A 20471-nucleotide genomic window follows, 5' to 3' on the forward strand; every position below is an offset into this window, starting at 1 on the left:
TGAAATACGCCAATTCCGGCGGCGTGCGCCTGGGCGGCCTGGTCTGCAACGAGCGCAAGACCGACAAGGAATACGAGCTGGCGGAATCGCTGGCGGGCAAGTTGGGCAGCCGGCTCATCCACTTCGTGCCGCGCGACAATATCGTCCAGCACGCCGAGCTGCGCCGCATGACGGTGGTGGAATACGCCCCCGACTCCAAGCAGGCCGGCGAATATCGCACGCTGGCCAACAAGGTGCACAACAACGCCGGCAACGGCACCATCCCGACCCCGATCACCATGGACGAGCTCGAAGACCTGTTGATGGAACACGGCATCATGCCGACCATCGACGAGACCATCGTCGGCAAGAAGGCCGTCGAAGCTTGATGCATGACGGCCCGGACTCCTGGAGTTCGGGCCGCAGGTTTGGGAGCGCCGCCATGTCAGTTGAATCCGCAGTCGCCTATATCCAGCGCATGCGCTCGGACGAGGATTTTCGCAAGAAAATGAACGACCTCTCCGAGGACGAGGCCGCCAGCTGGGCCGCCATCAACGAGTCCGGCTACGAATTTTCGATGTCGGAATTCAAGAAGGCTCAGGAAAAGATCTACGAGGAGCACGGCATTACGCCGATGTGAAACGTGGTTCGCTGAAATGCAAAGAGGGCGCGCTTTGTCGCGCCCTTTTTTCGCGCCATGACGCTACAGCAGGCTCTTTCTCTGGAGCGGCGAGCCAGCTAAGCTCCCGCCGCGCCAGCGCACTACCGCGACGCGCTGCCCTCCAGGAGGCGTCGATGTCCCTCATCAAAATGCTCGTTTCGTTCGCGCCCTGGATCGCCTTTCTGATTCTCGCCAGAGGGGATCTTTTGCAGATCAAGATCGCCTTGCTGGTCGCCTTCGTCGTCAATGTGGGCATGGCGGTGACCAAGCTGCATCGCGGCGCGCTGATGTGGGCGGGCAACGTGTTTTTCCTGGTCGCTCTGGTCGCGGTCGGCTGGTTCGAGAATCTCTGGGTGCTTCGAAATCTCGGCGTTCTCGCCAATGGCGCGCTGGCGGCCGGCGTTCTCGGCGGTCTGCTGGCGGGCAAGCCTTTCACGCTCGAATACGCCAAGCAGAGCGTCGATCCAGGCCGATGGAGCGACCCGGTTTTCGTGCGGACCAACACGATCCTGACGGGCGTTTGGGGGGCGACCTTCGTCGTCAACGCCGCGCTCGCCTGGGCGAAGACGAGGCATGAGCTGCTGCCCGATGACGCCTTCGAGGTCCTGAATTATGCGGGACTGATCGGCGCGGCGCTGTTCACCCGCTGGTACGCCGCCTTCATGCACCGCAAGGCCGACGCCGCGCGGCGTCCGAGTTGAGCGGACGCGCCGCGGCAAACAAGGCCGCGCTTGCCGCCCGTTCGCCAGCCGCAAATGGGTCTCTTCAGCTCCGGTAGCGCAGCACGGCCTGGCGTTTGTCGGAAAAGAACTGCGCGATCCGGCCGCCAAGTTCGCTGTCGATCGGCACACCGTATTTCGCCGCCGCTCGCGTCAATTGCTCGGCGTCCACGCCCTGCAGCGAAGCCAGGCCGGCATTGGCGAGCGCGAACACCCGACGTTGCAGCGCCGGGTCGCTGTGCGCCGCGATCCACGTGGTGCGGATTTTTCCGGGCGCATAATTGTCCGGCGCCGAAAAATTGCCCTGCATGGCCTGAATCGCGCCAGCCATGGCGATGTCCGCCAGCAGGAGATTGAAAAACTGTTGGTCGGTCAGATCCATGTCAATCTCCTGCGGCGCCGCGCCGATAGGTCTTGTAATTGATGTTGTACTTTTCCATGCGCAGGCCGAGGATGCGGCGGGTCAGGCCCAGATCCTTGGCGGCCTCCGTGGTATTGCCATTGTGGCTCTTCAGAGCCTCCACGATCATCTCGTATTCGACCGCCTGGATCTTCGCCTCCAGCCCGCAGCCGAAACTGGTTCCGGTTTCGGCGGAGGTTTGCAGCGAGGGCGGCAGGTTGTAGCCATGGATCACGCCGTCGTCGGCGAGGATCACCGCGCGCTCGATCACATTTTCCAGTTCGCGCACATTTCCTGGCCAGTGATAGGCCATCAGCATGTTGAGCGCGGGCGTGGAAATGCGCTTGACCTCCTTGCCCATCTCCTGCGCGCTTTTCGTCACGAAATGATCCGCGAGCAGGATCACGTCGCTGGCGCGCTCGCGCAGCGGCGGAATGGTGATGGGGAAGACATTCAGGCGATAATAAAGGTCCTCGCGGAACAGATTTTTCGAGATCATGTCCGGCAGGTCGCGATTGGTGGCGGCGATGATGCGCAGATCGACCCGCACGGGCTTGGACCCGCCGACGCGCTCAAAAGTTCGTTGCTGGAGGACTCGCAAAAGCTTGGCTTGCAGCGGCAGGCTCAATTCGCCGACTTCGTCGAGAAAGATCGTGCCGCCGTCGGCCATTTCGAAGCGGCCTTTGCGCTGGGCGACGGCGCCGGTGAACGAACCCTTTTCGTGGCCGAACAGCTCGCTTTCGACGATGCTTTCCGGCAGCGCCGCGCAGTTGAAGACTATGAAGGGGCCGTCGGCGCTCGGGCTGTTGTAGTGGATCGCGCTCGCCACCAATTCCTTGCCAACGCCGCTTTCGCCCAGCACCAGCACGGTCGCCTTGGTCGCGGAAACCTTTTCGATGAGCTGATAGATGTCTTGCATCGGCTTGGAATTGCCGATGATGTTTTCCGGCTTGTATTTTGTCTTCAGCGCGTTTTGCAGGCGGCGGTTTTCGTTTTCGAGCCGCACCTTTTCCACGTTTTCGAGCATGTAGAGTTCGACGGCGGGCGCGATCATCGATCCGAGCGTCGCCACCAACTCCATGTCCTGCTTCATCAGCGTTCGATTGTGATAGACCCGCTCCGCCGATATGGCGCCCAGCACCTTTTTCGCATGGGTGATCGGCACGCAGAAGAACGAGGCGTTCAATCCCGCGCCGTCGCTGTGCGCCCTGGTGCGGTCGAGGAAACGCTGGTCGTCGCAGATGTGCGGGACCATGATGGCCTCGCCGGATTCCACGACCTCGCCGGTGATGCCTTCGCCGGGCGCATAGACGCCGCGCGACCTCTCGATGTCGCTGAGACCAAAACTGCGGTGAATGGAAATGGTCTCGGACTTGCGGTCATAGAGCGTGACCGCGCCGCGAGTGATCTTCAGCCGCTTGCGCATGATCCCGAGAATGATGTCGAGCGAATGCTCGAGATCTTCGCTCTCAGCAATAACCTGACTGACTTTGTAGAGCGTCGGCAAGACGTTGATGCGGCACTCACCTGTAAAACAATGCGAGAAATCTTCCAAATCCTCATCCATGGCGGTGGATACGGACTCTCTCTTTCCCATGCAATGTCCAATCTCGTGAAGGCGTTGCGCCGCGCGGGCCTGAGCCCGCGCATCATCGCTTGGCCCGTCGTCGGCTGGTGTCGTTCGGTTGACTTGGCAGCAAGTTTGGCGCCACAGCGGAATCGACGCAACATATTGTGGGATCACATTTACGTTGCGAAGTGCTCACGGAATGCGGATAAAGCGCGCGGAAAAAGTTGTCAATGTAATCTTGTTACATAGCGGTACAAATGGCGAGCGGGGCGCCAATTTTTGTACCGGCGCGTTGACCGCAGGGGGCTTCCGCCCCCCCGCCTTCGGGCGCAACAAGCTGAAATGACGACTGTTTTCCCGAGGGCGCCGAACTGGCCCGGCCCTTGCTGAACCCTTGGCGACCACATTTACCGGAGGATCGCATGAAGCCCGAGGATATCGCGGCATTGCTGAACGAGCCGGCCTGCGCCCACAACAAGGAGAGCAAGTCCGGCTGCGCCAAGCCGGCGCCCGGCGCGACGCAAGGCGGCTGCTGCTTCGACGGCGCCCGCAACGCGCTGCTTCCGATCGCCGATGTCGCCCACATCGTGCACGGCCCGATCGGCTGCGCCGGCTCCTCCTGGGACAATCGCGGCACGCGCTCCTCCGGCCCCGACATTTTTCGAACTGGCATGACCACTGATCTCACCGACATGGATGTGATCATGGGGCATGGCGAGAAGCGTCTGTACCAGTCGATCAAGCAAGCGGTGGAGACGTACAAGCCGGCCGCCGTCTTCGTCTACAACACCTGCGTTCCCGCCTTGCAAGGCGATGACATCGAAGCAGTCGCGAAACGCGCGCAGCAAAAGTTTGGCGTCGCCGTGATTCCGGTCGATTGCGCCGGCTTTTATGGCAACAAGAATCTCGGCAACCGCGTCGCCGGCGACGCCGCCACCAGATACATCATCGGAACGCGCGAACCCGAGGCGCCCGCGTATGAAATTCCGGGCGTCACCCGCCATGACGTCAATCTCGTTGGCGAGTGGAACGTCGGCGGCGAGTTCTGGAACGTGTCTCCGCTGTTCGACGAACTCGGCCTGCGCGTGCTGTGCAGCTTTTCCGGCGACAGCCGCTTCGCCGAAGTCCAGACCATGCATCGCGCGCAAGCCAATATGGTGGTCTGCTCCAAGGCGATGCTGGCGGTCGCGCGCAAGCTGGAACAGGATTATCAAATCCCATGGTTCGAGGGCTCTTTCTATGGCATGCGCGACACCTCCGAAGCGTTTCGCAATTTCGCCCGCCTTCTGAATGATCCCGACCTGACCGAACGCGTCGAAAAGCTCATCGCGAGAGAAGAGGCGCGGGTCGAGGCGGCGCTGGCCCCCTTGCGCGATAAGCTGCGCGGCAAGCGTGTGCTGATCTTTACCGGCGGCTACAAGAGCTGGTCGGTGGTCTCGGCCATGCAGGACCTCGGCATGATCGTGGTCGCCACCGGCACGGAAAAATCCACCGAGGAAGACAAGGCGCGCATAAGGGAGCTGATGGGCGACGACGCCCGGATGATCTCCGACAACGACCAGCTCGCCCTGATTGACGTTTTTCACGACACCAAAGCCGAAATTCTCATCGCGGGCGATCGCTACATCTATCCGACGCTGAAATCGCGCATTCCCTTCCTCGACATCGACCACGTCAGGCGCATCGGCTACGCCGGCTATGACGGTCTGATCGAACTCGCCAGGAATCTCGACCACGCCGCCCACTCGCCTGTTTGGGCGCAGGTGCGCTCCGAGCCGGCCTGGGCGACAGCCGGCGCTCGTCCCCGTCCGCGCGCGGTGGCTTGAGAAATGGCGGAAATCCTCACCCCCACCAAGGCGCTCAGCGTCAATCCGCTGAAAGCGAGCCAGCCCATCGGGGCGTCGCTGGCCTTTCTCGGCATCGCCGAATGCATGCCGCTCGAACATGGCGCGCGCGGCTGCACGTCGTTCAACAAACTCTACTTCATGCGCCACTTCAACGAGCCCATCGCCTTGCAGACCACGGCGATGGACCAGACGACGACGGTGCTCGGCGCCGACGACAATGTGGTCGAGGCGCTCGCCACCATTTGCGCGAAAAACGCGCCAAAAGTGATCGGCCTCGTCACCACCGGCCTGTCGGAAATGCAAGGCGCGGACGTGCCGCGCACCGTGCAAGAGTTCCGGAAAAAGCATCCGGAGTTCGCCCATGTGGCGGTCGTGCCGGTCAGCGCCAGCGACACGCTCGGCTGCCTTGAAACAGGCTTTGCCGCGGCCGTCGAAGCCATTGTCCGCGCCATGGTTCCGCACCGTCCCACAAGTCGGAAACATCCGCGCCAGGTCAATGTGCTGGCGTCCTCCGCCTTGAGCCCCGGCGATCTGGAGGAACTGCGCGCCTGGATCGAGGCTTTTGGCCTCACGCCGATCCTGCTGCCCGATCTCGGCGGTTCGCTCGACGGCCATCTCATCGAACAGGGTTTTTCCACTCTCACCTATGGCGGCGTCAGCCGCGAGGAAATCGAGGGCATGGCGGACTCAGCCGCCACGCTGGTCATCGGCCGCTCGATGGCCCGCGCCGCCGATGCGCTTCAGGCGCAGACCGGAACGCCCGATTTTCGCTTCGACCAGTTGATCGGCTTGCCGGCGTGCGACGCTTTTACGCAAATCCTGTCGGACATTTCCGGCCGTCCCGTCCCAGAAATTTTTGGGCGCAAGCGGGCGCAACTCACCGACGCCATGGTCGATTGCCAGTTCCAGTTTGGCGGCGCCAAAGTCGGGATCGCCGCCGACAGCGATCTATTGGCCGCGCTGGTCGATTTTTTCCACGGGATGGGCGCGCATGTCGTCGCCGCCGTCGCCTCGGCGCGCGCGGCGCGGCTCGCCGAACTGCCGATCGAGGACGTGGTGGTCGGCGACCTCGAAGATTTCGAGATTTTGACCCGCGCGCGCGAGGCCGATCTGATCGTCACCAATTCCCACGGCGCCGAAGTCGCGCGTCGCACCGGCGCCGTGCTCTTGCGCGCGGGATTCCCGATCTACGACAGCTACGGCGCCCATGCGGACCCGTGGATCGGCTATGGCGGAACCCGCAGGCTGATCTTCGCCGCCGCAAACCTTTTGGCCTCGCATTACCAGGAACTGCGGCCCTACGTTTCCAAATACAAGCAGGCGGCGCAAACATGCTGAAGATCGCTTTCGCCTCCACCGACCAGGAAAAGGTCGACATGCATTTCGGCGGCGCCGAGCGCCTGGTGATCTACGATGTGTCGCCCGGCCGCGCGGACCTGTTCGGCGTCATGGAATTCGTCAAGGCCGAGCAGGTCGGCGAGGCCGGCCGCGCCGGCATGACCGAGACGGTGCAGGACAAGGTGATCCCGAAGCTGGAATTCGTCGATGGCTGCGCCGCCGTCTATGCGGCGTCCATCGGCTCGAATTCCGTGCGTCGGCTGATGAAGGCCGGCATTCAGCCGATCGTTGTCGATGAGGGTCATGACATCGTCGATCTGCTCAACGAGGTGAGTCTCGCTTTGGTCTATGGCGGCCTGCCCTGGGTGGACAAGGCCAAGAAGAAAGCCGAGGCGCAGCAGGCGGACACGCCAAAAGCTCCCGTCGGGGAGAGCCGCAGACTCATCGCCTCCGTGGAAGAATTGGACTGACGCCATGCGCCTCGCCTTTTCCAATCTCACCTTGCCGGCCTTCGATCATCTGACCTACCTGCCGGATATCCGCGCCTTCGGCGTCGAGGGCGTCGAAATCGCGCCCGACCACACGTTTCGGCGTCCGCATTTCGGCAAGGATTTTTGCGCCCGTGAGGTCGCCACCTATGGGCAGGCGGCGCGTCTCGCCGGCCTTGAAATCGTCGGCCTGCACGCGCTTCTTGGCGGGCGGCCGGAACTCGACATGTTCGGCGACGCCGACATCCGCCATCACACCATCAGACATCTGGTCCACCTGTCGGAAATCTGCCGCGACCTCGGCGGGCGCACGCTGATCCTGGACTCCCGCTGGGCGCGCGGGATGCCGCGCAAGGAAGCCTTTTTGCAGGGCCGCGCCTTCCTGGAAAAACTGCTGCCGCAGATCGAGGGCCACGGCACGGTGCTGTGCTTCGCGCCGCTCGCCCCGGATGAAGGCGACTTCTGCCGGCTGGCGCCCGAACTGTTCATGCTGGCCAGCGCCATCGACCACCCTTCCCTCGGCCTGCACGTTTCGACCGCCGCCCTCGCCGCCAACAACGAGACCGGCCACAAGAATTTCGCCGCGCGGCGCGGGCGGCTCGACCATGTGCATATCGATGAACCCGGCCTTGTGGCGCTTGGGGCCTCCGGCACTGTCGATCACGCCGACGTGCGCCGTCACCTCAGCGCGATCTCCTACACCGGCTGGTGCTCGGTGGTGCAGCGCCTGCGGCCGGGCCTGTCGCCGACCGATCTCGTGTTCCGTTCGGTGCGCGGGTTCAAGGCCATGTACCGCCAGGATTTCCGCAACAGGAGGACATTCCATGTCTGACGACGAAATTCTCAACGTCATCGCGCAATGCATCGACGAGGCGCGTCCAGGAATCCAGTCCGACGGCGGCGACATCGAGCTTCTGGGGGTGAAGGGCCAGCGCGTCGAGATCAAGCTCACGGGCAAATGCCTCACCTGCGGGTTGGCGGGTCAAACCCTTGGCGCGATCCGAAAGACGATCATGCAGCGGACCGACCGTCCGCTCATGGTCGTTCCGGTGATGGCGTAATCCCGATGAACGCGCACGCCCGCCTCGCCGCCTGCGACACGTTCGATCCCGCTTTGGCGGTCATCGAAAAGATCGCCGCGACACTCGCGGGATCGGGTGGGGCGCTGGAATCGCTGCGGCGGGTGATGGCCTTGCTTGCCGAGATCGGCCTGACCGACGCCGGCGTGGCCTGGATCGGGGGAGCATGTCTGCACGGAGTCGCCGGGCGCGCGGCCGACGCGCCGCCCCAGGCGATGACCTCCAGGCTGAAGACATTTTTGGCGAAAGGCGAGGCCGGCGTGCTGCGCAAGGAGAAATCGCCGACCCTCGGCGCGCCCGTCCGCATGGGCGACGCGACGGTCGGACTGCTGGTGGCGCGCGTCGCCGGCCGCGCGGCCGGTGAAGCCGACCTCAGGCGCCTGGCGCTGGTCGCCAATCTGCTTGGCCCGACCCTGGCGGTGGCGCGCGAAGGCGACGGCGTCGTCACCGCCCCTGACGCCAAGACGATCATTGGCGAGAGTCCCGCGCTGCGCGCCGCGCTCGACGAGGCGCGCCGTGTGGCGCCCACCGACCTGCCTGTCTTGCTGCGTGGCGAGAGCGGCGTGGGCAAGGAGGTTTTCGCCCAGTTCATCCACGATCACTCGCCACGCGTGCAAAACCCCTTCGTCAAGGTGAATTGCGCGGCGCTTCCGGAGCCTCTGCTGGAAAGCGAGCTGTTCGGTCATGAGCGCGGCGCCTTCACCGGCGCCGACAGCCGACGCGAGGGGCGGTTCGCGCTCGCCGACGGCGGGACCATCCTGCTTGACGAGATCGGCGACATTTCCCCAGCCTTCCAGGGCAAGCTGCTGCGCGTGATTCAGGAGGGCGAGTTCGAGCGCGTTGGGGGCGCCCGCACATTGCGCGTCAATGTGCGCGTGATCACCGCCACCCATCGCGACCTCGAATTTTTGGTGCGCGCGAAAAAATTCCGGGCCGATCTCTACTACCGGCTCTGCGCCGCGCCGGTGCGTCTGCCGGCGCTGCGCGAGCGCCGCGAGGACATTCCCGCGCTGGCCAGGCATATTCTGGCGCGCTTCAACGCCGAGAACGGCCGCGCGCTTGCGCTCAATCCCCGCGCGGAAGCCATGATCGGCACATGCGCCTATCCCGGCAACATCCGCGAACTCGACAATTGCCTGCGCGGCGCCGCCGCGCTCACCATCGGCGCGGAGATTTGCGAAAGCGATTTCGCCTGCCGCCAGGGCCGTTGTTTTTCCGCCCGCCTGCGCCGCGCGCGCATCGCGCAGGGTCAGCCAATCGCGTCGTGAGGAGAAGACCATGATTTCGCCAAACCCGATTCCCTCCGGCGGCTGCTCGGCCTCCGCCTGCGGCTCCTCCGCCGCGCCGGAAGACATGGCGCCCGAAGTTTGGGCCAAGGTGAAGAACCATCCCTGCTATTCCGAAGAGGCGCATCATTATTTCGCCCGCATGCATGTGGCGGTGGCGCCGGCCTGCAACATCCAGTGCAACTACTGCAACCGCAAATATGACTGCGCCAACGAGAGCCGGCCGGGCGTCGTCTCCGAGCGCCTGACCCCGGAACAGGGCGCGCGAAAGGTTTTGGCGGTGGCGGCGAGCGTGCCGCAGCTTTCGGTGCTGGGCATCGCCGGGCCGGGCGACGCGCTCTACGACTGGAAGAAGACCAAGGCGACGTTTGACGCGGTGGTGAAAGATCTGCCGGACATCAAACTGTGCATCTCCACCAACGGGCTCGCGCTGCCCGACCATGTCGACGAGATCGTCGCCATGAACATCGACCATGTCACCATCACCATCAACATGATCGATCCCGAAATCGGCGCGAAAATCTATCCGTGGATTTTCTTCCGGCACAAGCGCCTCACGGGTTTGGAGGCGGCGCGCGTTCTGCATGAGCGCCAGATGCTCGGCCTCGACATGCTGGTGGCCCGTGGCGTTCTGGTGAAGGTCAATTCGGTCCTCATTCCCGGCGTCAACGACGCGCACCTGATCGAGGTGAACCGCGAGGTAAAGAAGCGCGGCGCTTTCCTTCACAATGTCATGCCGCTGATTTCCGATCCGGCGCATGGCACGCATTTCGGCCTGACGGGCCAGCGCGGCCCGACCGCCGAAGAGCTCAAAAAAGTCCAGGACGCCTGCGAAGGCGGCGCCAAGCTGATGCGCCACTGCCGCCAGTGTCGCGCCGACGCAGTGGGCATGCTGGGCGAGGATCGCGGCCAGGAGTTCACGCTGGACAAACTGCCGGAGACGATTGAAGTCGATTTCTCCAGGCGCGAGGCCTATCGCCGTCAGATCGAGGCCAAGCGCGAACTGGCCGCCTTCGCCCGCATGGAGGTCAAGCCGGCGGCGGACGCCAAACCCGGCCGCGTCTTGACGGTGGCCGTCGCCACCAAGGGCGACAACGTCATCAACCAGCATTTTGGCCACGCCAAAGAGTTCCTGATCTACCGGGCCGATGGCGCCGGCGTGAAATTCCTGGGCGCGCGAAAAATCGAGGACCAGTACTGCCAGGGCGGGCTCGGCGAAGAGTCTTCGCTGTCGCGCATCATCGCGCTGATCAAGGATTGCGACGTGATGCTGTGCGCCAAGATCGGCGGCTGCCCGAAGGCTGAGTTGACGGCGGCGGGCATCGAGCCCAGCGACGACTGCGCCCATGAATTCATCGCGCCGTCCATTGCCGCGCTCTACGCCAAGCGCAGCGCCGACACGCCGGCCGATGCGTAACCCCAAAACCGAAGGAGAGAAAAATGGCTTATAAAATCGTCGCATCCCAGTGCTCCGCCTGCGGCGCCTGCGAATTCGAATGCCCCAACGCCGCCATCGCCATGAAGGGCGACAGTTTTGTCATCGCCGCCGCCAAATGCACGGAATGCGAGGGCGAGGAACCGCGCTGCATCGGCGTCTGCCCGGTCGAGAAGACCATCATCAAGGCGTGAGAGGACCCATATGCTGATCCTGACCCGTCCCGCCATCGCGGCCATCGAAGCCTCGCTGATCGAGAACGACAAGCGCGGCCAGGGCGTGCGCATCACGGCGGAAGCCGGCTGCTCCGGCCCGAAATATTCCATGTGCATTGAACCGGAGTCCGCCGCGAACGACACGGTGGTGGAAATCCGCGACGTGCGCGTGTTCATGGACCAGGATTCGGCGACGATCCTCGCCGGCGCCACCGTGGACTATTCCGAAGACCCGGACAATTTCGGCTTCAATTTCGCGCTGGCGCTGCCGACCGAGGAACAGGCCTCCAACTGCACCTCCAAGCCGGCGGGCTCCTGCTCCTGCGCCAAACCGTCCTGATCAGACGAAACGGGCGCGCTGTCTCGGAACGCGCGCCCGGCTCGTACCTGAACATCGCATGCATTGGCGCGACACTTCGGCTCGCGCGGCAATCCGCCCTTCGCCTTCAGGATTTCCGCGCGATTTCGTTTTCGCGGATCGCGAAGCGATTTTGCGGAAACCATATGCCAGGCGCTGATTGGTCAGCCTTCCATTGGTCCCTTTGCGCAACAGGCCAAAGCTAACAACCATCCGGTGGCGGCATGGTTTTCGGCCGCCGGCGGTCGCGCCCGATCAGCGGCGCCGAAATCAATCCCGAGATTTGTCTTGTTTTGATCTCAATCAAGGCGCATAGATTGTCTCGTTGATTTGGCCGATATGGCTTCGCGGTGTCAGAGACCCGCCATCTTCCTTCAAATTCACGAGAGTCGGCGCTTGCGCCCTCACAGGCTGCGCTTGGCTCCTCAAGAGTTGGAATGATCTCCGACGCCGACCACGGATGTACTGGCGGCTCGGAGGCTTTCCGGCTCGGGTGCGGCGACTGGGCGAAGCACCCCGATTCATCTTCTCGCCGGCCAGGATCACGGCCTGCCACAAGCCACAAACGCGTCGCCGTCTCCTGATCGCCTTCTTTGACCGGGCGTCGTCAAATCGCGCCCTTGGCTGGCCCGCGTCACATCCATGGCTCGCAATCGGTCTGCAAGGACCGATCCATCGCACGCGCCGATCAATCCGGCCACGAACTCAATTCCGAACACGAAAACAAAAGGACAAACCATCATGATCACGCCACACATTTATCGGCGCAACACCCCCGTGGCCAGCCATCTCGGCGCGCCGCATCGCTTCACGGTGGGGCAAGCCGTCCGGCTGAAGGGCGGTTTCGCGCAGCGGGCGCAGGCGCCTGGCGTCTATCACATCACCCGCACGCTCCCGCCGCTGGGAGAATCGCCGCAATATCGCATCCGCAGCGATGGCGAGAGCCATGAGCGGCTGGCGTCGCAGAACGAGCTCGAAGCGGTGACCGGCACAGGCGGGGATCTCATGGAAAGAACATTCCGTCATGGCTGAGGAACAGAAACGCGGCAATTGCGAGATCAAGAAACCGACCCAGCCCTTCGGCAACCACATCGGGCTCTGGGCGTTCAAGGACGTGACCCGCGCCAGCGGAAAAGCGCCAACCCGCGCGAATGCGCCAGCGCCGCAAATCGGGCGAACGCCGTCATGCCTTCGACCATCACGGGCCTTTGGAAAGGACATCGCCATGAACGCCGTCAACGAAGAAAGCGCACTCAGACAAGACGCATACGCGATCAGCGGATGGGAGCGCGAGGGCGGCGCGGATGCGCACGACGGCATCGACTGCGATTATGGCCGCAGGATCGAGAGCGACCGATCCTGGACGGTCTATCATGTGTTCTCCGGCGCGCCGGCGCGCATTGACGACCGTTTCATGCTAGAGCATTTTCAAGCGAAGTGGATGCCGGTTCGCGTGAAGAAAATTCATCAAAACAAGAATCTAGAGCTTTTTCATGTTTCCATGAAACGTGAAAAAGCTCTAGGCCTTTCCTGTCAGGAAGCGACGCACAGCATGGTGTCGACCAACCGGTCCAATGTCGTGCGCCGGAAACAGCGCGGCAAGCGGCTGGCGTCGACGGCCAGGCAGGAGCAACAGTCATGACTCTGGCTTTTCTCAATCCCAGCCGCAATTTCGACGAGGCCCGAAACGCCGTGAGTTTCATCGGCCACGATGGCATGTTCGAGATACGCTTTTTCGTCGAGGTCGCGGCGCTCGCAAGCCGCCAGCCGCGAGGGACGGAGATGTCGGAAGCGGAATGCCTTTCGGCCTTCGACTCGATGCGCTCCTCCATCCAGAACGCCGCGCGCGCGGCCTATTCCAGGCGTCGCAGCAACCTGAACACCCTGAGCGTCACGGATTTTCGGTAAGGCGGCGACGATGCTGATACGCTACGGCTACGAAATCACCCTGACGTGCGCGCAACCGACGCCGCTGGTGTGCCTGCTGTCGGTGCATGAGGATCGCAGGGGCGATATTCGCGATCCCGAAAAGACCTTCACGACGCCGATCACGCCGGTGTCGACGTATCGAGACCTCTACGGCAATCGCTGCCTGCGCTTGGTCGCGCCGCCGGGCGACCTGATGATCTGGGGCGACGCCACGCTCGAGGATGACGGCCGGCCGGACCCGATCTTCCCGGACGCCCGTGAAACGCCCGTGCAGGACCTGCCGGTCGAGTGTCTCATCTTTCTCATGGGCAGCCGTTATTGCGAGACGGATCGCCTCAGCCAGATCGCCTGGGACACATTCGGGAAGATCGCGCCCGGCTGGGGCCGCGTGCAGGCGGTCTGCGACTTCGTCAACGCTCACATCCATTTCGACTACATGCAGGCGCGCGCGACCCGCTCCGCGTGGGAGGTCTTTCACGAGCGTGTCGGGGTGTGCCGCGACTTCGCGCATCTGGCGGTGACGTTCTGCCGCTGCCTGAATATCCCAGCGCGCTATGTGAACGGCCATCTGGGCGACATCGGCGTTCCCGACGGGGGCCCCATGGATTTCAGCGCATGGATGGAGGTTTATCTCGACGGCGCCTGGCACACGTTCGATCCGCGCCTCAATGTCCCGAGGATCGGCAGGATCGTCGTCGCGCGCGGGCGCGACGCCGCCGATGTCCCGCTCATCAACTCGTTCGGGCCTCATGTGCTGAAATCCTTCCGGGTCTGGACATACGAACTGCCCTTGGCGGCGGCGGAGTGCTTTCCCCCGCAGCAGTCCCTGCAAGATAAAGGAGTTTTTTGACCGAGCGCCTTTCCCGACTGCCCAGGGCGCCCATGGATCGGCTGACCCGTCCTTTCATGCGTTTCCTTCGTATCGAGGCCATGGCGGGCGCCGTCCTGTTGCTCAGCACCCTGATGGCGTTGGCGCTTGCGAACTCTCCCTGGTCGGCGTCCTTCCTCGCCCTGTGGGATGTTGACGCCGGCGTCAATCTTGGCGACATCGCGATTTCCCGGTCGGTGAAACACTGGATCAACGACGGGCTGATGACGGTGTTCTTTTTCGTCATCGCTCTTGAACTGAAGCGCGAACTCGCGCTGGGCGAACTGCGCGATCCCAGAGCAGCCGCATTGCCGATCGCCGCGGCGATCGGCGGCATGGTCGCGCCCATCGGCCTGTTCCTGCTGATTGCGGGCGGCGGCCCCGGCGCCAGCGGCTGGGGCGTCGTGATGTCAACGGACACGGCCTTTGTTGTCGGCTGTCTGGCCGTGCTCGGTTCGCGCATTCCGCAGACCCTGCGGTTGTTCCTGCTCTCGCTCGCAATCTTCGACGATGTCGGCGCCATACTGGTCGTGGCCGTCAGCTACGGCGACGCCTTTGACTGGATCGCGCTTGGCGCGGCGGGGCTGGGCTTGGCTTGCGTGGTCGGGATATCGCGACTGGGCGTACGCAGCATGCCGGTCTATTTCGCTTTGGGCGGCGGCGTCTGGCTCGCGCTCGACGTGTCGGGACTCCATCCGACCCTGACCGGCGTGCTCCTCGGACTGATGACCCCGACGCGAAGCTGGGTGAGCGACAACCGTTTGCACGCCATTCTGGACAAGATTGTCGCTTATCCGCCCGGCGATCACTGGAGCGGAGACACAGCCGCGCGCGAAGACCTGCATCGGGCGGGCGTGGCGACGCGCGAGGCGCTGTCCCCCGTCGAGCGCCTTGAAATGGCGCTCCACCCATGGGTCGCCTTCGCAATTCTGCCTCTCTTCGCCTTTGCCAACGCCGGCGTCCCCATTGCCGGCGCAAAATTCGATCCGGCGCTGACGACGGCGATCTTCGCGGCCTTCGTGGTCGGCAAGCCTGCCGGCGTGGTTTTGTTCAGCGTCCTTGCCGTGAAATCGCGGCTCGCCATCCAGCCGGGCGAGTTGTCGTGGGGCCTGCTGGCGGCGGGAGGATTGCTCACCGGCATCGGCTTTACGATGGCCCTGTTCATTTCCGATCTTGCGTTCGACGCCGAGCTTCTCAATTCGGTCAAGCTCGGGGTGCTCTGCGCTTCGGCGGTCTCGGCCGTCCTGGGCCTCCTGATGCTGGCCCGGCTCTAGAGCTTTTTCACGTTTCATGGAAACATGAAAAAGCTCTAGATTTTTGTTTTGACGCATTTTCTTCACGCGAACCGGCATCCACTTCGCTTGAAAATGCTCTCATCCGCGCGCCCGGAAGATCCGGGCAAGGTTGCCCAGCTATAGCCGAAACAAATCGAACGCGGTCGACGCCCGCTCCCATCGAGCAAGCACACGGGAATAAGTAATGGAAAACGTCAAACTTGAACCGCAGGACGCGGAATCACACTGGATCGGTCGCGTTTCAAAGCGGGCGTTCCTGCGTATCGAGGTTTCGACCTATCTGATCCTGGGATTGCTGCTCGCGAGCGTCGCGATCCTCGGGACGGTCGGAGCCGTTTTCTCGCTCGCGAAAGCCGCGCACGAATTCGGCTCCCCGGCGTGGCTGGTCGTGACGATCGACCGGATCTTGCTGGTCCTGATGGTCATCGAAATTCTTCACACCGTGCGTGTTTCCTTCAACGAAGGCGCGCTGGTTTGCGAGCCATTCCTGATCGTCGGGCTGATCGCATCCATCCGACGCGTTCTCGTCATCACGCTGGAATCATCGCAAGCGCAGGAGGCCGGAAAAACGACGCCGGACTTACATGATCTATTCAATTCATCGATGATCGAGCTGTGCGTGCTGGGCGGATTGATTCTCGTGATGGTCTTTTCGATCTACCTCTTGCGCGGCAGCAAGCGACCGATGGCTGATCGGCCGAGCCCCTGACGCTTTTGCGCGCCAGCGTTGACAAGGCGGCATCGCGGCTGACAGGCCGTTCGCGGCGGCGACGGGTCGGATGATACTCAGCCCCCCGCCTCGCCATCCATGCTAAGCAAACATTCGTTGGTCGCCCAACGAATGTTTGCTTAGGCTCCTTTGTTTTCGCCGGATTTTCATCCGAAAACCGGTGGCCACTTTTCGGAAATCCTGCTTAGGATGCAAAAGTCCCGAAATCGCGGGCGAACGTCGCGGAAGTCCTCGCATGCAAAAACGCGCTCCGCTGCTCGGCGAAAACCCCGCTTCCGCCATCGCGCGCCGACCGGGAGCGGAAGCGTTTCTCGTCGTCGCGATCGGCGCGTCGGCGGGAGGGCTCGACGCATGCCGGAAATTTCTGGGTGGGCTGCCGGCCCATTCCGGCATGGCTTTCATTCTGGTCCAGCATCTCGATCCGACACACGCCAGCATGCTGGTGGAGCTTCTGGCCGGACACACCTCGCTCGAAGTTTGCGAGGCGACGGATGGCGCGCCCGTCGAGCCTGAGCATCTTTATGTCATTCCCCCCGGCGTTTCCCTTTCGGTCTCGGGCGGCGCGCTGCATGTGTCGCAGCCCGAGGCGCGGCATGGGGCGCGGCTGCCGTTTGATGTCCTGCTGCAATCGCTGGCGGAGGATTTTTGTGAAAACGCGGTTTGCGTCGTGCTTTCGGGCACTGGCGCGGACGGCAGTCGCGGCGTGAAGGCCATCAAGGAGAAGGGCGGGCTGGTGCTCGCTCAAGATCCCGACGAAGCCGAATTTGACGGCATGCCGCGCAACGCCATCGCCACCGGCGCCGTGGATCATGTGGCGCCGGCGGCGAAATTGCCCGAGGCCATTCTCGGATTCTTCCGGGGCATGCGCAGCCATGCCGCCCGGACAGAGCGCGATGCCGAGGACTGGCTGGCGCCCATCGTCGATCTGCTCCGCGTGAAGGCGGAGCATGATTTCCACCTTTACAAGCCCGGCACGCTGCGCCGCCGAATCGCGCGCCGCATGGCGCTCGCCGATTGCGATGCGCCGCATTATCTGCAAAGGCTGCAAGACGATCCCAAGGAAGTCGCTCTACTCGCCAAAGATCTTCTCATCAACGTCACCTGTTTTTTTCGCGATCCGAAAGTGTTCGGCTTTCTCGGCGAAGACGTTCTGCCCGGCCTGATCCGCGATCATCCGGCGGAGACGCCCTTGCGCATCTGGGTCGCGGGATGCAGCACCGGCGAGGAAGCCTATTCGCTGGCGATCCTGTTTCGTGAGGCGATGGAAGCCGCGGGCAAAACGATCAAGCTGAAGGTTCTCGCCTCCGACATCGATGCCGACGCCGTGGCGCAGGCGCGCGAAGGCCTGTACCCCGCGTCCATCGACGCCGAGGTCTCGCCGGACAGGCTCGCGCGTTTTTTCGTCAAGGAGGAGCACGGATACAGGGTGGTTCCCGATCTGCGCGACAATGTCATCTTTACCGTGCAGGATCTGCTGACCGACCCGCCGTTTTCCAGACTGGATTTCGTCTCCTGCCGCAATCTCTTGATCTATCTCGGGCAAGAAGCGCAGGCGAAGGTCCTGGACCTGTTCCATTTCGCCCTGCGCGAAGGAGGAATCCTGCTGCTCGGCGGCGCCGAGACGGTAGGGGAAACCCATGGCCGATTCAGCGCGATTTCCAGGACCGACCGCGTTTTCAAGCATATGATGCGCGGCCGTCCCGGCGATTTCGCCTTTCCCGGCGGCGCCGGCGCCCGCATTCCGGCGCGCCAGGAGCAGGGATCGACCTCGCGGCGGAAAAGTCTCGCCGATCTCTGCCAGCGCCTGTTGCTGGAAACGCTTGCGCCCGCCGCGGTGTTGATCAACCGCAACAATGAATGCCTGTATTCGACAGGGCCCACGGACCTTTACCTGACGATCGCGCCGGGACAGGCGACGCATGATTTGCTGTCCATGGCGCGCAAGGGCCTGGGCGGCCGGTTGCGCTCGGTGATCCAGCGCGCCTTCGAGACGAATGCGCCGGCCTCGGTCAGCGTCAGTTGGCTTGACCATAAGGAGCGGCCGCCCTGCCGCATTTCCGTGCGGCCGGTGGTCAGCGACGGCGAGCCATTGGCTCTGGTCTGCTTTGCCGAGGACGCGCGGGCGGAGCGGCGACACAGTCGAGCAGCCGGCCAAGCCGACGATTCGCTGGCCGCTGAACTTGAAGCGACGCGGGCCGAATTGCAGCAAGCCCTTCGCGATCTGGAGGTTGCGGGCGAGGAGCACAAGGCGATCCACGAAGAGGCCTTGTCGGTGAACGAGGAGTTCCAGTCCGCCAACGAGGAATTGCTCACCTCGAAGGAGGAGTTGCAGTCTCTCAACGAAGAATTGACCGCGCTCAACAACCAGCTTCAAGAGACGCTCGACCGGCAGCGCACCACCTCCGACGATTTGCAGAACGTGCTCTACAGCACCGATGTCGCGACGCTCTTCCTCGACGACAGCCTCAACATCCGCTTTTTCACCCCGGCGACCCGCGCCTTGTTCAACGTCATCGCCAGCGATGTCGGCCGTCCCCTGGCGGATCTCGCCTCGCGCGGCGCGGATGAAGCGCTTCTGTCGGACGCGCGCCTCGTGCTGGCCAGGCATCTGCCGGTCCAGCGCGAGATCGAGACGCCCGACGGCCACGGGTTCATGCGGCGCATTCTGCCTTACCGGACGCAAGCCGGCGGCGTCGAAGGCGTGGTCATCACTTTCGTCGACGTGACCGAGCGCAACAGCATAAGAGACGCGCTGGAGGCCGCCAAGCTTAGGGCCGAAGCCGCCGACAAGGCCAAGTCGCGTTTCCTGGCCGCCGCCAGCCACGATCTGCGCCAGCCCTTGCAAACGCTGGCGCTGCTCAATGGCCTGCTGGATCGCGCCGTCGTCGGCGAACGGGAACGCGCCTTCGTCGCGCGTATCGGACAAACCCTGACGGCAATGACCGGAATGCTCAATGCGCTGCTCGACATCAACCAGATCGAAGCTGGCGCGGTGCGCGCGGAAATGGCGGCGTTTCCGGTCCAGGTCCTGCTGACGAAATTGCGCGATGAATTCGTCTATCCAGCACGGGAGAAGCATCTCGACCTGCGCATGGTCGAATGCAGCCTGTCGATCGCGAGCGATCCGCGCCTGCTCGAACAGATGCTGCGCAACCTGCTGGCCAATGCGCTGAAATACACCCGGGAAGGCAAGGTCCTGCTCGGGTGTCGCCGTCGGGGGCAGAGCTTGAGCCTGGAGGTCTGGGACACCGGCATCGGCATCCCCGAGGCCGAGATCAATGCGATTTTCGAGGAATATCATCAGATCGGCAATGAGGCCCGCGAGCGCGCGCGGGGGCTCGGCCTCGGCCTGTCGATCGTCCGGCGCCTCGGGACCCTGCTCGGCCATCGCGTGCGCGCGCGCTCGCGTCATGGCAATGGTTCGGTGTTTTCAATTGAGGTGGCGCTGGCGCCGAACGCGCCGCCAGCCAAGGCGACGGTCGCGCGGCGCGGGGACATGGCGGAACCCGATGAAAAAGCGCCGCGCAAGGGCGACATCCTGATCGTCGACGACGACCCGGAGGTGCGGGAGCTTCTGGCGCTGTTCCTGAAACAGGACGGCCATCGCACGGCCTGCGCCTTCGACGGCGGCGCGGCGATGCAGATCATCGAACGCGAGGCTTTCCGGCCCAATCTCATTCTCGCGGATTTCAACCTGCCGAATGGAATGAACGGCGTCGAAGTCGTCGCCGCCATAAGGGGGAAGCTGCATCGCTATGTCGCGGCGGTGATCCTGACCGGCGACATTACGACTGAAACCTTGCGGGCTGTCAAAAAAGCCGACTGCACGCTGCTCAACAAACCCGTGAAACTGGACGAACTGGCGCTCGCGGTGCGGCGGGCGCTTGCGCGGGCCGCGCTGGGCGGCGGCGCGGATCAGCCGCATACACCTTAGCCGCCGGCGGTTTTCGTGGTCGAAGACGCTCCCTCGCGGCTCCTCTTTAAGAATTTCCCTTTATTTCAGTATAGAGTTTCACGTTTCATGGAAACATGAAAAAGCCATAGAGTCTTGTTTTAACGCATTTTCTTCACGCGAACCGGCATCCACTTCGCTTGAAAATGCTCTAATGAACAGGCCAGCCCCGTCGCGAGACGGCGCTGGCGGGCATTGGCCTCGGTGGCGCTTAGTCGAGCAGGCCGTGGAGGGCGATGGCCACAAGCCGAAGTCTTGTACAATCGCTCGTTCGGCTCGGATATTCAGGGACAAAGCATCGCGTGTCTCTGGATGGAGAACG

The 20471-nt window shown here is 63.2% G+C and carries 20 protein-coding genes and 1 pseudogene; 19 read left to right on the forward strand and 2 right to left on the reverse strand.

Annotation, left to right across the window (positions count from 1 at the left end; all coding sequences use genetic code 11):
* From nifH to GJ654_RS16905, 3 genes and pseudogenes are all read left to right on the forward strand, one after another.
* Positions 1-368: pseudogene (gene nifH / locus GJ654_RS16895) on the forward strand (nitrogenase reductase); the annotation flags it as partial.
* A gap of 53 nt (positions 369-421) precedes the next feature.
* On the forward strand, positions 422-619 hold the full coding sequence (locus GJ654_RS16900; protein ID WP_155447357.1) for a Nif11-like leader peptide family natural product precursor: 198 nt from the start codon (positions 422-424) through the stop codon (positions 617-619).
* A gap of 155 nt (positions 620-774) precedes the next feature.
* The gene (locus tag GJ654_RS16905) at positions 775-1341 is read left to right on the forward strand and encodes a hypothetical protein (RefSeq protein WP_155447358.1); all 567 of its coding nucleotides are present in this window, start codon (positions 775-777) and stop codon (positions 1339-1341) included.
* Between the two features lie 64 nt (positions 1342-1405).
* Here the strand turns inward: GJ654_RS16905 and GJ654_RS16910 are convergent, their stop codons facing one another.
* Together GJ654_RS16910 and GJ654_RS16915 are read right to left on the reverse strand one after the other, a co-directional pair.
* A complete protein-coding gene (locus tag GJ654_RS16910) occupies positions 1406-1741 on the reverse strand; it encodes a hypothetical protein (RefSeq protein WP_155447359.1) in 336 nt (111 codons plus the stop codon).
* A gap of 1 nt (position 1742) precedes the next feature.
* A complete protein-coding gene (locus GJ654_RS16915) occupies positions 1743-3356 on the reverse strand; it encodes a sigma 54-interacting transcriptional regulator (RefSeq protein ID WP_155447360.1) in 1614 nt (537 codons plus the stop codon).
* Between the two features lie 395 nt (positions 3357-3751).
* Here GJ654_RS16915 and nifE point away from each other — a divergent pair, with 395 nt between their 5' ends.
* The 16 genes from nifE (at position 3752) to GJ654_RS16995 (ending at position 20131) form a co-directional block, all read left to right on the forward strand.
* Positions 3752-5155 carry a nitrogenase iron-molybdenum cofactor biosynthesis protein NifE gene (nifE, locus tag GJ654_RS16920; protein ID WP_155447361.1) on the forward strand — a complete coding sequence of 468 codons (1404 nt, stop codon included), beginning with the start codon at positions 3752-3754 and terminating at the stop codon, positions 5153-5155.
* Positions 5156-5158: 3 nt separating this feature from the next.
* Positions 5159-6514: a nitrogenase iron-molybdenum cofactor biosynthesis protein NifN gene (gene nifN, locus GJ654_RS16925; RefSeq protein ID WP_155447362.1), complete on the forward strand. Its 1356-nt coding sequence runs from the start codon at positions 5159-5161 to the stop codon at positions 6512-6514.
* The gene (locus GJ654_RS16930; protein WP_155447363.1) at positions 6508-6984 is read left to right on the forward strand and encodes a NifB/NifX family molybdenum-iron cluster-binding protein; all 477 of its coding nucleotides are present in this window, start codon (positions 6508-6510) and stop codon (positions 6982-6984) included. The genes nifN and GJ654_RS16930 overlap by 7 nt, the downstream gene beginning before the upstream one ends.
* 4 nt (positions 6985-6988) lie before the next feature.
* Positions 6989-7834 carry a sugar phosphate isomerase/epimerase family protein gene (locus tag GJ654_RS16935; protein ID WP_196305598.1) on the forward strand — a complete coding sequence of 282 codons (846 nt, stop codon included), beginning with the start codon at positions 6989-6991 and terminating at the stop codon, positions 7832-7834.
* Positions 7827-8063: a NifU family protein gene (locus GJ654_RS20875; protein ID WP_196305599.1), complete on the forward strand. Its 237-nt coding sequence runs from the start codon at positions 7827-7829 to the stop codon at positions 8061-8063. Before GJ654_RS16935 ends, GJ654_RS20875 begins: the two co-directional genes overlap by 8 nt.
* Before the next feature lie 5 nt (positions 8064-8068).
* Positions 8069-9349 carry a sigma 54-interacting transcriptional regulator gene (locus GJ654_RS16945; protein ID WP_196305600.1) on the forward strand — a complete coding sequence of 427 codons (1281 nt, stop codon included), beginning with the start codon at positions 8069-8071 and terminating at the stop codon, positions 9347-9349.
* A gap of 10 nt (positions 9350-9359) precedes the next feature.
* Complete coding sequence (gene nifB, locus GJ654_RS16950; protein ID WP_155447367.1) at positions 9360-10784, forward strand: nitrogenase cofactor biosynthesis protein NifB; 1425 nt, start codon at positions 9360-9362, stop codon at positions 10782-10784.
* Positions 10785-10807: 23 nt separating this feature from the next.
* Positions 10808-10996 carry a 4Fe-4S dicluster domain-containing protein gene (locus GJ654_RS16955; RefSeq protein ID WP_155447368.1) on the forward strand — a complete coding sequence of 63 codons (189 nt, stop codon included), beginning with the start codon at positions 10808-10810 and terminating at the stop codon, positions 10994-10996.
* Between the two features lie 10 nt (positions 10997-11006).
* On the forward strand, positions 11007-11357 hold the full coding sequence (locus GJ654_RS16960; protein ID WP_155447369.1) for a HesB/IscA family protein: 351 nt from the start codon (positions 11007-11009) through the stop codon (positions 11355-11357).
* Positions 11358-12116: 759 nt separating this feature from the next.
* Positions 12117-12407, forward strand: a complete 291-nt coding sequence (locus GJ654_RS16965; RefSeq protein ID WP_155447370.1) for a hypothetical protein — start codon at positions 12117-12119, stop codon at positions 12405-12407.
* Positions 12400-13017 carry a hypothetical protein gene (locus GJ654_RS16970; protein WP_155447371.1) on the forward strand — a complete coding sequence of 206 codons (618 nt, stop codon included), beginning with the start codon at positions 12400-12402 and terminating at the stop codon, positions 13015-13017. Before GJ654_RS16965 ends, GJ654_RS16970 begins: the two co-directional genes overlap by 8 nt.
* A complete protein-coding gene (locus GJ654_RS16975; RefSeq protein ID WP_155447372.1) occupies positions 13014-13283 on the forward strand; it encodes a DUF1488 family protein in 270 nt (89 codons plus the stop codon). Before GJ654_RS16970 ends, GJ654_RS16975 begins: the two co-directional genes overlap by 4 nt.
* A gap of 10 nt (positions 13284-13293) precedes the next feature.
* Positions 13294-14154, forward strand: coding sequence for a transglutaminase-like domain-containing protein (locus tag GJ654_RS16980; protein WP_155447373.1), 861 nt, complete (start codon positions 13294-13296; stop codon positions 14152-14154).
* A complete protein-coding gene (nhaA, locus tag GJ654_RS16985; protein WP_196305601.1) occupies positions 14151-15446 on the forward strand; it encodes a Na+/H+ antiporter NhaA in 1296 nt (431 codons plus the stop codon). Before GJ654_RS16980 ends, nhaA begins: the two co-directional genes overlap by 4 nt.
* A gap of 205 nt (positions 15447-15651) precedes the next feature.
* A complete protein-coding gene (locus GJ654_RS16990) occupies positions 15652-16176 on the forward strand; it encodes a phosphate-starvation-inducible PsiE family protein (protein ID WP_155447375.1) in 525 nt (174 codons plus the stop codon).
* 256 nt (positions 16177-16432) lie between these two features.
* Entirely contained in the window at positions 16433-20131 is a 3699-nt protein-coding gene (locus tag GJ654_RS16995; protein ID WP_155447376.1) for a chemotaxis protein CheB, read from the forward strand.
* The last annotated feature ends 340 nt before the right edge of the window (positions 20132-20471 follow it).

It is taken from the genome of Rhodoblastus acidophilus (assembly GCF_009720655.1).
Classification (GTDB): Bacteria; Pseudomonadota; Alphaproteobacteria; order Rhizobiales; family Beijerinckiaceae; genus Rhodoblastus; species Rhodoblastus acidophilus_A.